19 protein-coding genes are annotated in these 15,134 nt (G+C 66.9%); 10 read left to right on the top strand and 9 right to left on the bottom strand.

The window, feature by feature from the left end; genetic code table 11:
- Positions 1 to 60 precede the first annotated feature (60 nt).
- Both BUB09_RS13680 and BUB09_RS13675 read right to left on the bottom strand, forming a co-directional pair.
- Positions 61 to 768, bottom strand: a complete 708-nt coding sequence (locus BUB09_RS13680) for a DUF4336 domain-containing protein (RefSeq protein WP_072898275.1) — start codon at positions 766 to 768, stop codon at positions 61 to 63.
- Positions 769 to 856: 88 nt separating this feature from the next.
- Complete coding sequence (locus tag BUB09_RS13675; RefSeq protein WP_072898274.1) at positions 857 to 1,870, bottom strand: class 1 fructose-bisphosphatase; 1,014 nt, start codon at positions 1,868 to 1,870, stop codon at positions 857 to 859.
- A gap of 124 nt (positions 1,871 to 1,994) precedes the next feature.
- On the opposite strand from BUB09_RS13675, the gene BUB09_RS13670 reads away from it, so the two are divergent.
- A complete protein-coding gene (locus BUB09_RS13670) occupies positions 1,995 to 2,597 on the top strand; it encodes a TIGR04211 family SH3 domain-containing protein (RefSeq protein WP_245793290.1) in 603 nt (200 codons plus the stop codon).
- A 15-nt stretch (positions 2,598 to 2,612) separates the two neighbouring features.
- Here the strand turns inward: BUB09_RS13670 and BUB09_RS13665 are convergent, their stop codons facing one another.
- On the bottom strand, positions 2,613 to 3,119 hold the full coding sequence (locus tag BUB09_RS13665; protein ID WP_072898273.1) for a DUF1993 domain-containing protein: 507 nt from the start codon (positions 3,117 to 3,119) through the stop codon (positions 2,613 to 2,615).
- Positions 3,120 to 3,262: 143 nt separating this feature from the next.
- A complete protein-coding gene (locus BUB09_RS13660) occupies positions 3,263 to 4,153 on the bottom strand; it encodes an NAD-dependent protein deacetylase (protein WP_072898272.1) in 891 nt (296 codons plus the stop codon).
- Between the two features lie 18 nt (positions 4,154 to 4,171).
- Between BUB09_RS13660 and BUB09_RS13655 the strand changes: the two genes are divergently transcribed.
- From BUB09_RS13655 to BUB09_RS13645, 3 genes are all read left to right on the top strand, one after another.
- A complete protein-coding gene (locus BUB09_RS13655; protein ID WP_072898271.1) occupies positions 4,172 to 4,378 on the top strand; it encodes a SlyX family protein in 207 nt (68 codons plus the stop codon).
- A 76-nt stretch (positions 4,379 to 4,454) separates the two neighbouring features.
- Positions 4,455 to 5,081 (top strand): peptide-methionine (S)-S-oxide reductase MsrA, encoded by a 627-nt coding sequence (gene msrA / locus BUB09_RS13650; RefSeq protein ID WP_072898270.1) that lies wholly within the window; start codon positions 4,455 to 4,457, stop codon positions 5,079 to 5,081.
- 124 nt (positions 5,082 to 5,205) lie between these two features.
- The gene (locus BUB09_RS13645; protein ID WP_084083436.1) at positions 5,206 to 5,847 is read left to right on the top strand and encodes a ferritin-like domain-containing protein; all 642 of its coding nucleotides are present in this window, start codon (positions 5,206 to 5,208) and stop codon (positions 5,845 to 5,847) included.
- A 99-nt stretch (positions 5,848 to 5,946) separates the two neighbouring features.
- On the opposite strand, the gene BUB09_RS16815 is transcribed toward BUB09_RS13645, so the two are convergent.
- A complete protein-coding gene (locus tag BUB09_RS16815; protein ID WP_084083435.1) occupies positions 5,947 to 6,357 on the bottom strand; it encodes a hypothetical protein in 411 nt (136 codons plus the stop codon).
- A 119-nt stretch (positions 6,358 to 6,476) separates the two neighbouring features.
- Between BUB09_RS16815 and BUB09_RS13635 the strand changes: the two genes are divergently transcribed.
- A complete protein-coding gene (locus BUB09_RS13635) occupies positions 6,477 to 7,013 on the top strand; it encodes a pyridoxamine 5'-phosphate oxidase family protein (RefSeq protein WP_072898269.1) in 537 nt (178 codons plus the stop codon).
- A complete protein-coding gene (locus BUB09_RS13630) occupies positions 6,994 to 7,977 on the top strand; it encodes a lysylphosphatidylglycerol synthase domain-containing protein (protein ID WP_072898268.1) in 984 nt (327 codons plus the stop codon). The genes BUB09_RS13635 and BUB09_RS13630 overlap by 20 nt, the downstream gene beginning before the upstream one ends.
- Positions 7,978 to 7,988: 11 nt before the next feature.
- Here the strand turns inward: BUB09_RS13630 and BUB09_RS13625 are convergent, their stop codons facing one another.
- The gene (locus BUB09_RS13625; protein ID WP_072898267.1) at positions 7,989 to 8,306 is read right to left on the bottom strand and encodes a DUF1840 domain-containing protein; all 318 of its coding nucleotides are present in this window, start codon (positions 8,304 to 8,306) and stop codon (positions 7,989 to 7,991) included.
- 235 nt (positions 8,307 to 8,541) lie between these two features.
- Between BUB09_RS13625 and BUB09_RS13620 the strand changes: the two genes are divergently transcribed.
- A complete protein-coding gene (locus tag BUB09_RS13620) occupies positions 8,542 to 9,465 on the top strand; it encodes a DMT family transporter (RefSeq protein ID WP_245793289.1) in 924 nt (307 codons plus the stop codon).
- 10 nt (positions 9,466 to 9,475) lie between these two features.
- Here BUB09_RS13620 and BUB09_RS13615 read toward each other — a convergent pair whose 3' ends face one another.
- The 3 genes from BUB09_RS13615 to BUB09_RS13605 all read right to left on the bottom strand — a co-directional run bounded on the left by BUB09_RS13615 (position 9,476) and on the right by BUB09_RS13605 (position 12,483).
- Complete coding sequence (locus BUB09_RS13615) at positions 9,476 to 10,288, bottom strand: metallophosphoesterase family protein (protein WP_072898265.1); 813 nt, start codon at positions 10,286 to 10,288, stop codon at positions 9,476 to 9,478.
- Entirely contained in the window at positions 10,285 to 11,247 is a 963-nt protein-coding gene (locus BUB09_RS13610; RefSeq protein ID WP_072898264.1) for a diacylglycerol/lipid kinase family protein, read from the bottom strand. The genes BUB09_RS13615 and BUB09_RS13610 overlap by 4 nt, the downstream gene beginning before the upstream one ends.
- 192 nt (positions 11,248 to 11,439) lie before the next feature.
- On the bottom strand, positions 11,440 to 12,483 hold the full coding sequence (locus BUB09_RS13605; protein WP_072898263.1) for a hypothetical protein: 1,044 nt from the start codon (positions 12,481 to 12,483) through the stop codon (positions 11,440 to 11,442).
- Between the two features lie 76 nt (positions 12,484 to 12,559).
- On the opposite strand from BUB09_RS13605, the gene BUB09_RS13600 reads away from it, so the two are divergent.
- From BUB09_RS13600 to BUB09_RS13590, 3 genes are all read left to right on the top strand, one after another.
- Positions 12,560 to 13,498, top strand: a complete 939-nt coding sequence (locus BUB09_RS13600; RefSeq protein WP_084083432.1) for an oxygenase MpaB family protein — start codon at positions 12,560 to 12,562, stop codon at positions 13,496 to 13,498.
- A gap of 76 nt (positions 13,499 to 13,574) precedes the next feature.
- Positions 13,575 to 14,126, top strand: coding sequence for a CC0125/CC1285 family lipoprotein (locus BUB09_RS13595; protein WP_072898261.1), 552 nt, complete (start codon positions 13,575 to 13,577; stop codon positions 14,124 to 14,126).
- Positions 14,127 to 14,128: 2 nt separating this feature from the next.
- Positions 14,129 to 15,112 carry an MBL fold metallo-hydrolase gene (locus tag BUB09_RS13590; RefSeq protein WP_245793288.1) on the top strand — a complete coding sequence of 328 codons (984 nt, stop codon included), beginning with the start codon at positions 14,129 to 14,131 and terminating at the stop codon, positions 15,110 to 15,112.
- The last annotated feature ends 22 nt before the right edge of the window (positions 15,113 to 15,134 follow it).

The raw sequence follows: 15,134 nt of genomic DNA, 5'->3' as shown, positions 1-15,134 counted from the left end.
TTGAAGCGCGATGGCCGTATCGCCACCATCGCGGCGCGTTCGCCGGCTATGCCGCGTCGTTCACAGCAGCCAGTTCAAGCCCTGGCGTACTGCCTTGCGTGCATCGTTGGTGATCACCTCGCCATGGGCGACGACGACGCGCTCGAACGGCCAAGCCAAAATGCGTTCGACGCAAGCGCGCGCCTTGCGGCGATTGACGTAGACGATCCGCAGCAGCGGGTGCCAGCCGACCTTGCCCAGCAGCCCGCCGGCGCGCAGATACCAGCGGGTCGGTGCATGGGCGTGATCGTGGAAGTTTTCGACCAGATCGCTGGTGATCAGCGTCCGCGTCGCCGCGTGGTACAGCACGGTTTCGTCGAGCAGGCTGCCGCCGATCGTGATCGTCTGCAACGCGCCGCCCCAATCCGGATGCGGGCTGTCGCCGAGCGTGGCGCCGAACTGCAAGTCGCGGCGCTTGCGCTGCAACGACGCCGGCCCATGCAGCACCGCACTCGGATACGCGCGCTGTGCATCGCCGGCATACAGGTGATGAAACAGGTTCGGGCAGACGATGTGACCCACCGGCCCGATCGCGTCGATCGCCTGGCGCAGCGCCGCGGTGATCGGCACGGGCGAATGCAGCAGCAACGCGCCCGACGGCAGCCGGACCACCGTCATCCGTGTGCCGATGCGCAAGCCGATGAAGCGATGCGGGATCGACGTGACCCAGATGCCGTCGGCGATCGGGTTCAGCGTGTCGTGGTCGTCGGGTGCGGGCGTCAGCTTCATCGGATCGGTCGCAGGTCGGGGCTGGTGGCGCCATTGTCGGCGCCGTTACGCCGCTTGGCGCCACCCCGGCCTGCGATCACGCGGCGATTCAGCCGTGGTACTGCGTGACCCGGTCGACTTCGTTCTTCGAGCCCATGATCACCGGCACGCGCTGATGCAGCTTGCCAGGCTTGATGTCGAGGATGCGCTCACGGCCCGTGGTCGCCGCGCCGCCGGCCTGCTCGATGATGAAGCTCATCGGGTTGGCCTCGTACAGCAAGCGCAGCTTGCCGCCCTGCGCCTGGGTCTTGGAGTCGAGCGGGTACATGAATACGCCGCCGCGCGTGATGATCCGGTGCACGTCGGCGACCATCGAGGCCACCCAGCGCATGTTGAAGTCCTTGCCGCGCGGGCCGTCTTTGCCGGCCACGCATTCGTCGATGTAGCGCTGCACTGGCGCTTCCCAGAAGCGCTGGTTCGACATGTTGATCGAGAATTCCTTGGTGTCCGCCGGGATCATCATGTCGCGCTGCGTCAGCACGAAGCTGCCGAGTTCGCGGTCCAGCGTGAACTGGTGGACGCCCTTGCCCAGCGTCAGCACCATCGTCGTGCTCGGCCCGTACACGCAGTAGCCCGCCGCAACCTGCTGCACGCCCGGCTGCAGGAAGTCGGCTTCGGACGCCTGGGTGACGCCTTCCGGCACCTTGAGCACCGAGAAGATCGTGCCGACCGACACGTTGACGTCGATGTTCGACGAGCCGTCGAGCGGATCGAACAGCAGCAGATAGCCGCCCTTCGGGTACTGCTCGGGAATCGGATGCGGATGGTCCATCTCTTCCGACGCCAGCGCCGCCAGATGGCCGCCCCATTCGTTGGCTTCGAGCAGGATCTCGTTGCTGATCACGTCGAGCTTCTTCTGCGCTTCGCCCTGGATGTTGCCGGTGCCGGCATCGCCGAGCACGCCGCCGAGCGCGCCCTTGCCGACCGCGATCGAGATGCGCTTGCAGGCGCGCGCCACCACTTCGAGCAACAAGCGCAGATCGGGCTTGATCTTGCCGGCGGAGCGTTGCTCCTCGATCAAGAATTGGGTCAGGAAAATCGGCTTGCTGCTGTTGGGTTTCATGATCGGCGTCTGGCGGCGGCGGTGGGGAACGGCGCCTAGTTTAAGCGCATCGCCGCCAGGCGGCTCAGGCTCGCGGGCGGACCGGCGGTGTTCAATGGCGACGAGCCGTTGCTAGACTCCAGCGATGATGACCAGGATCGGTTGTATCGCGGGCTTTGTGCTGCTGCCCGCAATGGCCGGCGCCCAGGATGGGCCCAGACAGCAGTACATCTCCGATGACATCAGCATCACGGTCCGCGAAGGGCCGCGCAACGACGCCACACCGGTGGCCTCGGTCAACAGCGGCGACGTCGTCACCGTGCTCGAAAACCTCGGCGAGCAAAGCTTCGCCCGCGTGCGCTTGCCGGATGGACGTGTCGGTTGGATCACCTCGCGCTATCTGTCGACACAGCCGGCCGCCAAGGCACGCGTGCAGGGCTTGCAGGCCGATCTGGCCCAGACCCGCCAGCAAATGCAGACGCTGACCCGCGAGCGGGACGCTGCCCAGGCGCGGCTGCAACAGGTCGGGCCGGCGATGCAGGTCGCCGCCGACAACGAGCGGCTCAAGATCGAACTGGCCGCCGCCCAGCAACAGTACGTCGATGCCCAGCTCAGCTCGCGTGAGGAGCAGGCGCGACGGCGCACGCTGGTCACCGGCGCCGCGCTGGTCGGCGGCGGCGTGCTGATGGGTCTGATCTTGCCGCTACTCGGTCGCGGCGGCCGTCGACGCCGCCGCAACGAGTTCTGAGCGTCGCTCCCGGCCTTAGATCGCGCCGAGGAAATCCAGCTTGCCCAGCACCACGCCGTTGTGGCGCAGGATGTTGTAGGCCGTCGTGATGTGGAAATGCACGTTCGGCATCACGAAGTGCAGCAGATAGGCCTGGCCGGTGAACCGCACCTCGTTGCCGCGAATCTTCAGCACAATCGCGCGCTGTTCGCTGCCGTCGATCTGTGCCGGGTTGAAGCTCTTGATGTAGGCCTGGACCTTTTCGATGCGCTCGATCAGTTCAGCAAACGTGGTCTCCGTGTCTTCGTAGCTCGGCGGCTCGCCACCGGCCAGTCGTGCAACGCAGCCCTTGGCCATGTCGGTGGCGATCTGCACCTGCCGCGTCAGCGGGAACATGTCGGGGAACAGGCGATCGCCGGTCAGCACCACGGGGTCGATCTTGGCCGCGTCGGCATGCGCCGCGCCCTTGCCGAGAATCACACGCAGGTTGTCGAGCATGCGCACCAGGCAGGGCACCGACGCTTCGTACATGGACAGGCTCATATCAAGGCTCCCGCCTCAGGATGTGGGCGGCCATCATAGGCGGGCCGGCGTTCGTCGGTATCACCCGATCTGCAAGCCGCAAGCCGGGTCCTGCTGCGGTTGTAAGCGCCGGGCTCGTTTGGGGGCGACGCGGTGGCCGCCACTCAGGCGATGCCGAGCTGCGTGCAGACCGCGCTCAGCGTCTCGCCGACCGGCTGCTGCAGCTTCAGGCTCAACAGCGGATCGGCACGGGTCACGCCCAGGTTGATCGCCGCCACCGGGATGCCGCGCTCGGCGGCCGCCTTCGCGAAGCGAAAGCCGGAATACACCATCAGCGACGAGCCGACGACCAGCACCGCATCGGCTTGCGCAACGCCGTCCAGCGCGGTGGCGACGCGATCGGCCGGTACGTTTTCGCCGAAGAACACCACGTCTGGTTTGAGCCGGCCGCCGCAGGCCGCACAGTCGGGCACCCGGAAGTCGTGGAAGTCGTGGCGGTCCAGATCGGCGTCGCCATCGGGCGCGGCTGCCGCGTCGTACTGCGCCCAGACGGGATTGAGCGCGGCCAGCTGCTGCTGGAACACCGCTCGCGGCAGCGTCGCGCTGCAGGCGATGCAGATGACCCGATCGATGCGGCCATGCAGGTCGATCACTCGCTGGCTCCCCGCCGCCTGGTGCAGGCCATCGACGTTCTGCGTGACCAGCAGGTCGATATGGCCGGCCGACTCCAGCGCGGCCAGCGCCCGGTGTGCATCGTTGGGCCGGGCAGCCGACAGCATCGGCCAGCCGATCAGGCTGCGCGCCCAGTAACGCGCCCGCGTCGCCGGGTCGCCGCTGAACGCCTGCCAAGTCACCGGTGGACGCCGCTTCCAGGCGCCACGGTCGTCGCGGTAGTCGGGGATGCCCGAGGCCGTGCTGCAACCCGCGCCGCCGAGCACGAACAAGCGCCGGTGCTCGGTCATGAAGCGGGCGAGCGCATCAACGCTCGCCGTTGCCGCTGGCTGCGCCGTCGCGGCCGGGCCGACGCTCGGTGTAGGGTGTGCGTCCTCGATCATCTTGCGAGCATAACGGGCATGCCCGAAGACCGTCTCATCGACCTGGAAACGCGGCTGGCCTACCAGGAAGCCGCGCTCGAAACCCTGAGCAACGAGATCGCGCGCCAATCGCGCCTGATCGACCAGATGCAGCTGACGCTCAAGCGCGTCAGCGAGCGTCTGCCCAACGAGCCCGAAGGCGCCGCACGCGGCTCCTTGCTCGACGAAATCCCGCCGCACTACTGACCCGCGCGGCGTACGCCCAGCCGTTGAATCCAGGCCGCGCGCCCACACGATCTGCTACCGCAACAGGAGAGCCGTCATGAGTTCACTCTTCGGAGGCACTGGCCTTCGCGTCAGCCCCCGCGATGTTCCCGCCGCCGTCGTCGACGAGCCGCGCAGCGCCACGCCCGGACGCAAGCTCGCCGTGCTCGCGGGCGGCTGCTTCTGGTGTGTCGAAGCGGTCTACCGTGAAGTCGACGGCGTGCTCGACGTCGTCAACGGCTACTCCGGCGGCAGCGCCGAGACTGCGGATTACAAGACCGTCTGCACGGGGCGTACCGAACACGCCGAAGTGGTGCAGATCGCCTACGACCCGTCGCGGACCAGCTTCGGCGCACTGCTGAAGATTTTCTTTGCGGTCGCCCACGATCCGACGCAGCTCAACCGCCAAGGCAACGACTTGGGCACGCAGTATCGCTCGGCGATCTTCTATGCCGACGACGAACAGCAGCGTATCGCCCGTGCCTACATCGAGCAGCTCGATGCTGCGCAGGTCTACGGCGCGCCGATCGTCACGCGGCTGGAAAAGCTCGACGATTTCTTCGAGGCTGAGGCGTATCACCAGAACTACGCAGCGCTGCACCCGAACGAGGGCTACATCGCCGGCGTGGCGCTGCCCAAGGTCGACAAGCTGCGCCGCTACTTCGGTGAGGTGCTGAAGCGTTGATCGCGGCGCCCTCGCGCCGCGGCTCATCGCCGATTCATCGCGCCGGCTGACAATGCCGGCTCCAACGGGCCGTTGCGCCGCCATCGGCGTGCCGGCCTGCGATTGGATTCCAAGGAGGGATCTCATGCCAGGCGACCACACCGCTCAGCCGACCGCGACCGACGGCGCGCCCCCGCTGCAGAAGCCAGCGTTTCTGACCGACATCAAGACGATTCGCGAGCGTGCGCGTCAGCACCTGGATCAAGGCGCCGTGACCGGCGGCTATCGCGCTGATCGCGTCAAGGTGATCGAGTTGCTCAATACGGCACTGGCGACCGAGATCGTCTGCACATTGCGCTATCGCTATCACTACTACATGGCCTCGGGCATTCACGCCAAGTCGGTCGCGGCCGAGTTTCTCGAACATGCCAACGAAGAGCAGGCCCATGCCGATCTGCTGGCGCAACGCATCACCCAGCTCGGCGGCAAGCCCAACTTCGACCCGGAGGGCTTGGCAACCCGCAGCCATGCCGAGTACGTCGAAGGCGACAGCTTGGTGCAGATGATCGAGGAAGATCTGGTGGCCGAACGCATCGCGATCGACACCTATCGCGAGATCGCGCAGTTCGTCGGTCAAGACGATCCGACGACACGACGCGTCATCGAGCAGATCCTCGCCAGCGAAGAAGAGCACGCCGAAGACTTGAGCACGATGCTCGAAGACCTCGGTAAGAAAGGCGAGCCGGCAGCGTCACCGCTCAGCGACCGCACGCTGGGTCGCCACTGACCGATATCGCGTCGAGCCATTCCGCGCCGCGCGGCTGATGATCGCAGCGCGGCGTGTCGATACAGCGATATCGACCCACGATGATCGGCCGTTGCGCCGCTAGTCGAGCGTCTCGATCACCAGGCGCCGGTACTTCTGCGCGATCCGGAAGCTGCCGCGACGGATGACCTGCATCAGCCTCTCGGTGTCCTCGTCGGACGGCGCATGGACGAGCAGGAAGTGACAGCCCTCTTTGGCCAGCGTCAGATGCAGTTCGACCATCTTCAGTGACGCGCCCATCGCGGCAAACAGCCCCGCGGAGTCCAGGCCTTTTTGCGATGCGCTGGCCATCGTCTTGTCGTCGATCTGGCGGATCTGATCAAAGCCGGCTTCGCGCAGCGCTTGGTGCGCCGCATCGGCCTGCTCACGTTGCTCGAAGGCAATCAGTACATGGTGTGTCGGATAGAAGTTGCCGAGATCGGCGCCGTCTTCTTGCTGGGGGTCGAGGCTGCTTTCAGTGGCTTGGCTCATCGCGTTACTCCTTGCTGAGTTCATGACGGCTTCAGTACCCAGGCTACAGGCTGCGCACCGGCGCGTAGATGAATCGCGCGCCGTAAGACGTTGCAGCCCGATACGACATGGAGAGTCCGATGAGTGGTCCGAATGATGCGCGCCGTCCGATCGCTGACACACCCGCCGATGACGAACAACGGGCGCGCCTGCGCAAGTTGATCGATAAAGCACGCGTGGCGATGTTCACGACGCTCGATTCTTTACAGCAGACGATGCACAGCCGGCCTCTGCAGACCATCGGTGTGGACGATGATCTGACGCTGTGGTTCGTCGTCGCCACCCGCTCGCAGAAGACGATCGAAGTGCAGCAGCACGATGGACGCGTGCTGCTGACCTACGCCAACACGGCCGACAGCGAATATGTCGCGATCAGCGGCCGCGCCGAGTTGGTTCGCGACGAGGACCAGAAGGCGCGGCGCTGGACTAACCTCGTCGAAGTCTGGTTCCCCGATGGCGTCCGCGATCCCGGCGTCGCATTGCTGCGTGTGCAGCCCGAGTTCGCCGAATACTGGGACGGCCCCAGCAACAAGGCGCGGCAATGGTTGGCGCTGGGTATTGCAATGACCACCGGCAGCACGGTCGCCTTCGGCGAGCATGGCACGCTCCAACTCTGAGGCCACGACGAACGTCACCGATGATGTGCGCTGGCGCTGGGCGCGTCGTCTGCTGACGCTGCTGTTTTTCGGCGGCATTGCGTGGCTGCTGTACGCGCGCATCCGGCAAATCGACGCGGCGCAGGTCGGCGCCGCATTGGCGGCCTACGACGCCGAAAGCCTGCTGCTGGCAGCCGTGCTGGGGCTGGTCAGCTATCTGCTGTATGCCAGCTTCGACCTGCTCGGCAGGCGCTATGCACGCCATGCACTGCCGACGTCGAACGTGCTGACGACCGCGCTGGTCAGCTATGCGCTGAATCTGAACCTGGGCGCGCTCGTCGGCGGCATCGGCTTTCGCTACCGGCTTTACTCGCGTTACGGCTTGGACAGCGCCACGATCACACGCATCGTCGGGTTTTCGATGCTCGGCAACTGGATCGGCTACACGCCGCTGCTCGGTTTGGTACTGCTGACCGGCAGCGTCGCGCTGCCGCTGTCGATCGCGGTGTTGGAGCCGTTGCTGCAGGGTGGCGGTCTGCTGCTGATGCTGGTGCTGCCGCTGTATCTGCTGCTGTGCCGGCATCGGCCGCCGCGCCATCTGCTCGTACGCGGACTTCGTATCGAGGCGCCGCCGCTGCCGCTGGCCGCGCGCCAGTGTGTGGTGTCCGTGTTCAACTGGACCACGATGACGGCGCTGCTCTGGGTGCTGCTCGGTGGCGAGGTGGCCTATCGCGACGTGCTCGGCGCGCTGATGCTCGGCGCCGTAGCCGGCGTGCTGGCCCATGTACCCGCGGGCTTGGGCGTGCTCGAAGCGGTGTTTCTGGCCGTGCTCGACGGTCTGTGTCCGCCAGCGCGCATCCTGGCGGCGCTGTTGGCCTATCGCGGTTTGTATTACCTGTTGCCGGGCCTGTTCGCGCTGCTGCTGTATCTGGTGCTCGAAGCGCGTCGTCGTCCACGGCGTGACGCGGCGCTGCAAGCGCGTTGACCTCGGCTCGCTCAAACGCCCCAGGTCACGTCTTTGTTCTTGCGTGCAGCGCGCTCGAGCATGTCGATCAGCGGAAATGCGCGGCGACCCAGATCGACATCCTGCTGACGGCGCTCGCGCTCGGCCTCGTCGTCGGTGTCGTCGCTGTGCGCATGCTGGGGCGCGTCCTGGGCGATGGCCGCGCGCAGACGGGTCAGTACGGCGCCGATCTCGCCAGCCGTGATCACGCCACGCTCGCCGCGCGGCTTGCCCATCGCGTCGATCAACTGGCGACCGTGTTCGTCGAGCATATGGATGTCGCCCGCTGCAGCGGATGAGAAACGGATCATGGCTTTCGATCTCCTGACAGTCCGGGTACCAGGACAGGCTATGCCCATTGGCGGGTGCGCGCATCGGTCCCGGCTGCGAGGCATGGCCTCCGACGGCCGTTGCAACCGGGCTTGCGGTCGTGCTGGGTCGTCACAAGATCGTGCCGGCTGGCTGAGCCGCCGCTGACACCCGCCTTTCCAACGGCGGGTGGGCGCGGCAAGCTGCGCGCCTTTCCCGACGATGCTGGTATCTCCCGTGGCCCTGACTGCGACCGCCAAAGCCCAGTGGCAACTGCATTTCTGTGTGTTGCTGTGGGGCTTCACGGCGATCCTGGGCAAGCTGATCTCGCTGCCGGCGCTGGCGCTGGTCTGGTGGCGCATGCTGGTCGTCGTGCTATGCCTGGCGTGCGTGCCGCGCGTCTGGCGCGCGCTGCGCGCCGTGCCGCGCCGGCTGCTCGGCATCTACGCGGTGATCGGCGTGCTGGTGTCGCTGCACTGGCTGACGTTCTATGGCGCCATCAAGCTCGCCAACGCCTCGGTCGCGGTCACCTGCCTGGCGCTGGCGCCCGCGTTTCTGGCCGTGGTCGAGCCCTGGATCGCGCGCCGGCCTTTCGATGTGCGCGAGTTGCTGCTCGGCGTGGCCGTGTTGCCGGGCGTGGCGCTGGTCGTCGGCGGCGTGCCCGCCGGCATGATGCTCGGCATTGGCGTCGGCGCGCTGTCGGCGCTGCTGGTGTCGTTCTTCATCGCGATGAACAAGCGCTATGCCGGCGACTCCGATTCGCTGATGGTCACCGCGCTGGAACTGGGCACCGGCGTGCTGCTGCTGCCGCTGCTGGCGCCGCTGTTCGATGGGGGACTCGGCGCCTTGCTGCAGCCACCGCAGGGCCGTGATGCGGTGTTGTTGATGGTGCTGTCGCTGGGCTGCACTTTGTTGCCGTTCACGCTGTCGCTGGTCGCGCTACGGCAGCTGTCGGCGTTTTCGGCGCAGCTGGCGGTGAATCTCGAACCGCTGTACTCGATCGTGCTCGCCGCGTTGCTGCTGGGTGAACAGCGCGAGCTGGGCCTGGCGTTTTATGCCGGCGTGGCCGTGGTGCTGGCCGCGGTGTTTCTGCACCCGCTGATCGCGCGCCGCCCGGAACTGGTGGCGCCCGATGCGCTGGCCGGCGACGCCGGTCGTTAGCGCCGCCGGCTCAGGCCGGAGCCAGCATCAATCGAGTCGTCTCGTGCAGCGCGAACGCGTTGCGCGTGCCGTCGTAGTCCCAGCGCTCGACCTGTCCGCTGCGGTTCTGCGACTGGTAACGGATCAGGTTGACGCTGTTGGGTGCTTCGAAACGCACGCGTGTCGATACGGCCGTGCCGGCTTGCACGCACCAGGTGTCGCGCGGCAGCGTCGTGTCGTGCTCGCGCAGGTTGCGCACGTACGGTAGATGGATGTGACCGCCAAGGATCAGGTCGGCGCCCGCCGCGCTCCAGGCTCGAACGGCTTCCTGGTGCCCGTGCAGCAGATTGTGCTGATCGCGCGGCGAGGTCACATGCACCGGCTGATGCGTGACCACGACACGCAATTGCGACGGCTGCGCCTGTTTCAGTTGCTCGCCGACCTGTTCGATCTGCTCCGGCGACACTTCGCCGTCCTTGTGGCGGAACCAGCGCGTCGTATTGACGCCGATCACCAGCAAGGCGTCGCTGGCGAAGGTCGGCGTCAGCGGCTGGCGTAGCGCGCGTCGATACGGGCCATACGGACTCAGCAGCCGTACCGGCAAATTGAACAGCGGAATGTCGTGATTGCCGGGTAGAGCCAGCACCGGTTTCGCCAGGCCCTGCAGAAAGCGCGCGGCAGCCGCGAATTCCGCGCGGCGCGCACGCTGCGTGATGTCGCCGGACAGAATCGCCATCGTCGGCTGCTGCTGCTCGCTCAAGCGCAGCAAGGCGTCGGCGACCGCCGGTGACTCGCTGCCGAAGTGCGTATCGGACAGATGCAGCAAGGTCAGCGTTGCGCTCATGCCTGCCGGGCCTGCTCGGCTTGTGCTGGATCGCGTGGCACCAGCAGGTTCAGACGCTCGTCGGCGACGCGCAGCTCGATCGGCGGCATCAGCCAGCGGATCTCACCGTCGGTTGCGACTTTCAGCGGGCGCGGGCGGCGCCGCAGCGGTGTCACGCGCAGCTGCTTGAACGCAAAGTGGATCACGTCATCAGCCTGGCGCAGGCGGCCCAGCGCGGCCTGGAACGCCAGCAGAAACAGGCCCAGGCGTCCGACCGGCTTGATCGCCACGGCGGCCAGGTAGCCGGCTTCGACGTCGCGCGCCTGCGGCAGGCCGACCTGTTCCAGTTGCAGCGAATTGTTGCCGACGAACAGCGTCGGCGTGTCGATCATGCCGGCGCGGCCGCGCTCGTCCTCGATCCGCAGCATCCAGTGACGATGCTGCCGCAGCACGGTGCCGATCGCCGCGCCCAGCGCCACCAGCCGATGCCGGCCATAGCGTCGCTTGAACACCTCGCGGTCTTCGAGAATCCGGGGATACAAGCCGATGCTGGCATTGACCAGAAACGGATGGCCATTGACGAGCCCGACTTGGGTCGGCTGCAGGCGACCGGTCAGAAGCGTATCGAGTGCTTCATCGATCTGCTGCGACAAGCCGTTGGCGCGGCCGAAGTAGTTGAATGTGCCCTGCGGCAGCACGCCGAATCGGACCGGATGACCGAGCACGGCGGCGGCCACCGCGTTGATCGTGCCGTCGCCGCCGGCGGCGACGACGATGCCGTGCTGCGCTTCGGCGTCACGCACGGCGCGTGCGGCGATCATCGGCAATTGCGATGGATCGTCGACGTCGTGCAGCTCGTAACGGCGGCCGGCGGCATGCATCGCGTCGGCGATGCGGGCGCGGGTGGCATCGCGGTCGCCATGGCCGGAGCCGATGTTGAACACGATGAAGAACGGTGCCGCGTCGTCATCCACCCGCATGCCGCCCCTGTCTGCTTCGATTCGATGGCCGCGCATTAGGCGGCGGTGTGGCTGAAGCGTAACTGAGTCCTGCCGGTGCGCGGATGGCGGTCGTCGTCGGGGTCTATTACTCGGCCCCGAGTTCACCTGCTCCCACGCCCGTCGTCATGGCTCGCTGCGCGGCATGACGCGGGACGCGGTGCCGCTGATCGCTCATTGCGAGGCGACGACGCGCTCGACGATGCCGGATGCGTAGAACGGCGCCAGCAGCGCGCGCACGTTCGGCTCCAGCAGTTTCTTCTTCTTCAGCGTCTTCAGGATCGGCGGGGCATAGCGCATTGCTTCGGCCAGCATCATCGGCCGGGTCACGCCGATGTCGTCGATCAGGTTGATCAGCGTGCTGCTGCCGTACTTGTCGAAGAAGCTGTCGATACCGGCGTCGAGCATCGTGCCGAAGAACGGCGTGCGGCGCAGCTCTTGAAAGAACTCGTAGCCGATCACGAACAGCTCTTCCTGGTCGAGACTGCCGATGTCCTCGCGCAAGCTCGCCACCGGCAGTTCGCGCACCCGCTCCCAGATGTCGAGCACCATCTCGCGGATCGCGCTGTCGGAGATGTTGTGCAGCAGGAAGTCGACGCTGCGCCGCGACGTGGCCTCGACGCTCTTACCGATGTACTTCTTCAAGCCTTCTTCGAGCGCACCGTCGAGTCCGGGCGAGGCCTTGTTCATCACCGCCTTGCCGAACTTCATCATCGAGCCGGCGCCGGGAATGTTGCGCGTCAGCGCGTTGTTGGAGAGATAGCCCTGGATACCGTAGTACAGCAGGTCGGACGCAAACTGCGCGTACAGCGGCCCGCTGAACAGCTCGACGACGATCTTCTGCCGCAGCGACTTGAACTCCAGCAGCTTGTCGGTGATCTCGCCGACGTAGCGGTCCGACACGATGTCGCCGAACGTGGTCGACTCGTGGATCTTGTGGCCGTGCAGTGCGCGGGCGATATCGCCGACCAGCTCCGGCAAGCCGCCGCCGAACTGCAGTTCCACGGCATAGGTACGTGCCGTGTCTTTGATCATCTTGGGCGTGACCACGTCCTTGAGCTTGAGCTTGGCAGCGTCGGCCAGCAGCGTGTCGAGCACCTGCGCGAGCGCCTCGCCCAGCCCCTCGCCCGTGAGCTGTTCGATCACGAATTCGACATGTGCGTCCAGCAGGGCGGCACTCAGCGTATCGGTGGTGGCCATCTTCTTTTTCGTCGGCATCTGCAGGTCCCCTCCAAGGCAGGCGGCGACGATAGCAGATGCCCTGTCATGCCCCTTTGATTGCCATCATGCCGCGATGACCCCTTCCAAGCTGGTAACCCCAACGCCGCCCAAAGCGCCCATGCTGGACTTGCGTGGTCGCGTACGGCAGGTGCTGATCGACCTGCTGACCCACCGTGCCGGCGACGGCATCGACTACGACCATCCACAGGGTGATCCGGGCTTGTTCGGGCCGCGCAGCATCACCTGGCAGGTGCACGCCGACTTCCCCGGCATGATGGCCGGCGGCGTCTGCGCGCTGATGCTGCAGACGCTGCATCCCCGGGCCCTGGCCGGTGTCTGGGACCACTCGAACTTCCGCACCGACCTGCTGGGCCGCTTGCGGCGCACCACGGCTTTCGTCGCGGCGACCAGCTATGCCCCGACCGACACCGCGCTGCAGATGATCGAGCGCGTGCGCCGCATCCACCACCAGGTGCGCGGGGTCACTGCCGACGGGCAACCGTACGCGGCTGACGACCCGGACTTGCTGGTCTGGGTCCACGTCACCGAAATGGCGAGCTTCCTGGCCGGCTACGAGCGCTATCGCGGGCGCTTGCTGAGCGCGGCCGAGCGAGACCGCTATTACCGCGAGACCGCGCGCGTCGCCGAGCGGCTCGGTGCCGAGCGCGTTCCCAAGTCGGTGGCCGGCGTCGAGCAGTACCTGCGCCGTGTGCAGCCGCAGCTGCGCTACGACGAGCGCTCGCGCGAAGTGCTGCGCGTGCTGCATGCGATCCGGCTGCCGGTCGTCGGCGGCGCGATCGGCCGTGAGTTGTTTCTCGGCGCCGGTGCCGCGTTGTTGCCGGACTGGGCCTGCGCGCTGATGCAGCGCACGCGGCTGCACCGGCTGCGCGCCGAGGCTGCGGCACGCAGCCTCGACCTGGCCGGTCCGGCGCTGCGCGCCGCGCTGTCCGAGGGCGTGGTCGCGCACAGTTGCCGGCGCATGGGCATCGAGCCCGCCGGTTATCTACGATGATGGCGATCCGGAACTGTCGCCGCATTCGCGGCGTCTGATGGCCGACGAGGCGCCAACCGGCGCAGGAGAGACTCCGATGCAATTGCTGACCTTCACGTTGCCGGCGCTACGACGCGCGCTCGGCGCTGCCGGCCTGGCCGCGGCCTGCCTGTGGCTCGGCGGCTGTGCCACGGCGACCCCGTACCAGAGCCTGCGCGACGGCGAGGGCTATGCCGAACAGCGGCTCGAATCCAATCGTTACCGCGTCAGCTATCGCGGTAATGGCGCCACGCCGCGCGAGACGGTCGAAAACTACCTGATGTACCGCGCCGCCGAAGTCACGCTGAACAACGGCTACGACTGGTTTCTGATCGCCGACCGGCAGACCCGCGCCGACCCGGCGCGCAGTGGTAACGGTGTCAGCAGCGGCGTCGGCATCGGCGTCGGTGGCGGCTCGGGCGGATTCGGTACCGGCGTGTCGATCGGCCTGGGCACGCTGCTCGGCGGCAATCGCGACGCCGCCTACGATGCGCAGGCCGACATCCTGGTGTTCAAGAATCCCAAGCCGGCCGACAAGCTCAATGGATTCGACGCGCGCGAGGTACGCAACAACCTCGAATCGACGATCCAGCGGCCTGCTGCGCGCTGACCGTGTCGCGTCCCGCGCATCACACCGCCTGGGGCTTTCAGAATCCGGACCCAGCCGCGCGCATCGGCGGCGACTTCTGGCGCTGGCGTCGCGAACGCCGCGCGGCCGGCGTGCCGCAGCCGCCGCAAGCGGGCTACCGCGCGTTTGCCGCGCAGTGGACGCAGGCTCCCGACTTTACGCTGGCCCCCGCTGAATCGCGGCGCGTCTGGTGGATCGGCCATGCCACCGTGCTGCTGCATCTTGACGGGCTGTGGATACTGACCGACCCGGTGCTGTCGCATCGCGCCTCGCCGCTGAGTTTCGCCGGGCCTGCGCGCAAGGTGCCTTGCGTCGTCGACGTCGACGCACTGCCGCCGATCGACGTCGTGCTGATATCGCACAACCACTACGACCACCTCGACCGCGCCACCGTGCGCGCGCTGGCGCGTCGTTCGCAACGGCAGTCCACACCGACTCGCTTCCTGGCGCCGCTCGGCCTGGCCGCGCTGATGCGCGACTGGGGCTGTGTCGATGTCCATGAGCATGACTGGTGGCAGCGTCACGCGTATCGCGGCCTGACGTTCGACTGCGTGCCGGCGCAGCACTGGAGCGCGCGCGGCTTGCGCGACCGCAACCGCACGCTGTGGTGCGGCTGGACCGCGCGCAGCACCGACTTCGGTTTCTACTTTGCCGGCGACACGGGTTACTGGTCAGGTTTGGCGCAGATCGCCGACCGCACCGGCGATATCGATCTGGCCGCATTGCCCATTGGCGCCTACGCGCCGCGCTGGTTCATGCAAGGACAGCACATCGACCCGGCACAAGCCGTGCAACTGCATCGTGAACTGCGCGCGCGTCGGTCGTTGGCGATTCACTGGGGCAGCTTCGAACTGGCCGACGACGCGCTCGACGAGCCGCCGCGGCTGCTGCGCGCCGCGCTCGCCGAGGCCGGTCTGGCCGACGACGCAATGTGGCTGCTGCGTCAGGGAGAAGCCCGCAGCGTCTGATTCTTTCGTGCCACCAAGGAAC

The organism is Hydrocarboniphaga daqingensis, assembly GCF_900129825.1.
In the GTDB taxonomy this organism is placed as follows: domain Bacteria; phylum Pseudomonadota; class Gammaproteobacteria; order Nevskiales; family Nevskiaceae; genus Hydrocarboniphaga; species Hydrocarboniphaga daqingensis.
This window is presented reverse-complemented; position numbering and strand designations above follow the sequence as displayed.

What these genes read in the sequence shown, in the direction of transcription:
- BUB09_RS13680 (WP_072898275.1), bottom strand. Translation starts at nt 768, where the DNA reads ATGAAGCTGACGCCCGCACCCGACGACCACGACACGCTGAACCCGATC.
- BUB09_RS13675 (WP_072898274.1), bottom strand. Translation starts at nt 1,870, where the DNA reads ATGAAACCCAACAGCAGCAAGCCGATTTTCCTGACCCAATTCTTGATC.
- BUB09_RS13670 (WP_245793290.1), top strand. Translation starts at nt 1,995, where the DNA reads ATGATGACCAGGATCGGTTGTATCGCGGGCTTTGTGCTGCTGCCCGCA.
- BUB09_RS13665 (WP_072898273.1), bottom strand. Translation starts at nt 3,119, where the DNA reads ATGAGCCTGTCCATGTACGAAGCGTCGGTGCCCTGCCTGGTGCGCATG.
- BUB09_RS13660 (WP_072898272.1), bottom strand. Translation starts at nt 4,153, where the DNA reads ATGATCGAGGACGCACACCCTACACCGAGCGTCGGCCCGGCCGCGACG.
- BUB09_RS13655 (WP_072898271.1), top strand. Translation starts at nt 4,172, where the DNA reads ATGCCCGAAGACCGTCTCATCGACCTGGAAACGCGGCTGGCCTACCAG.
- msrA (WP_072898270.1), top strand. Translation starts at nt 4,455, where the DNA reads ATGAGTTCACTCTTCGGAGGCACTGGCCTTCGCGTCAGCCCCCGCGAT.
- BUB09_RS13645 (WP_084083436.1), top strand. Translation starts at nt 5,206, where the DNA reads ATGCCAGGCGACCACACCGCTCAGCCGACCGCGACCGACGGCGCGCCC.
- BUB09_RS16815 (WP_084083435.1), bottom strand. Translation starts at nt 6,357, where the DNA reads ATGAGCCAAGCCACTGAAAGCAGCCTCGACCCCCAGCAAGAAGACGGC.
- BUB09_RS13635 (WP_072898269.1), top strand. Translation starts at nt 6,477, where the DNA reads ATGAGTGGTCCGAATGATGCGCGCCGTCCGATCGCTGACACACCCGCC.
- BUB09_RS13630 (WP_072898268.1), top strand. Translation starts at nt 6,994, where the DNA reads ATGGCACGCTCCAACTCTGAGGCCACGACGAACGTCACCGATGATGTG.
- BUB09_RS13625 (WP_072898267.1), bottom strand. Translation starts at nt 8,306, where the DNA reads ATGATCCGTTTCTCATCCGCTGCAGCGGGCGACATCCATATGCTCGAC.
- BUB09_RS13615 (WP_072898265.1), bottom strand. Translation starts at nt 10,288, where the DNA reads ATGAGCGCAACGCTGACCTTGCTGCATCTGTCCGATACGCACTTCGGC.
- BUB09_RS13610 (WP_072898264.1), bottom strand. Translation starts at nt 11,247, where the DNA reads ATGCGGGTGGATGACGACGCGGCACCGTTCTTCATCGTGTTCAACATC.
- BUB09_RS13605 (WP_072898263.1), bottom strand. Translation starts at nt 12,483, where the DNA reads ATGCCGACGAAAAAGAAGATGGCCACCACCGATACGCTGAGTGCCGCC.
- BUB09_RS13600 (WP_084083432.1), top strand. Translation starts at nt 12,560, where the DNA reads ATGACCCCTTCCAAGCTGGTAACCCCAACGCCGCCCAAAGCGCCCATG.
- BUB09_RS13595 (WP_072898261.1), top strand. Translation starts at nt 13,575, where the DNA reads ATGCAATTGCTGACCTTCACGTTGCCGGCGCTACGACGCGCGCTCGGC.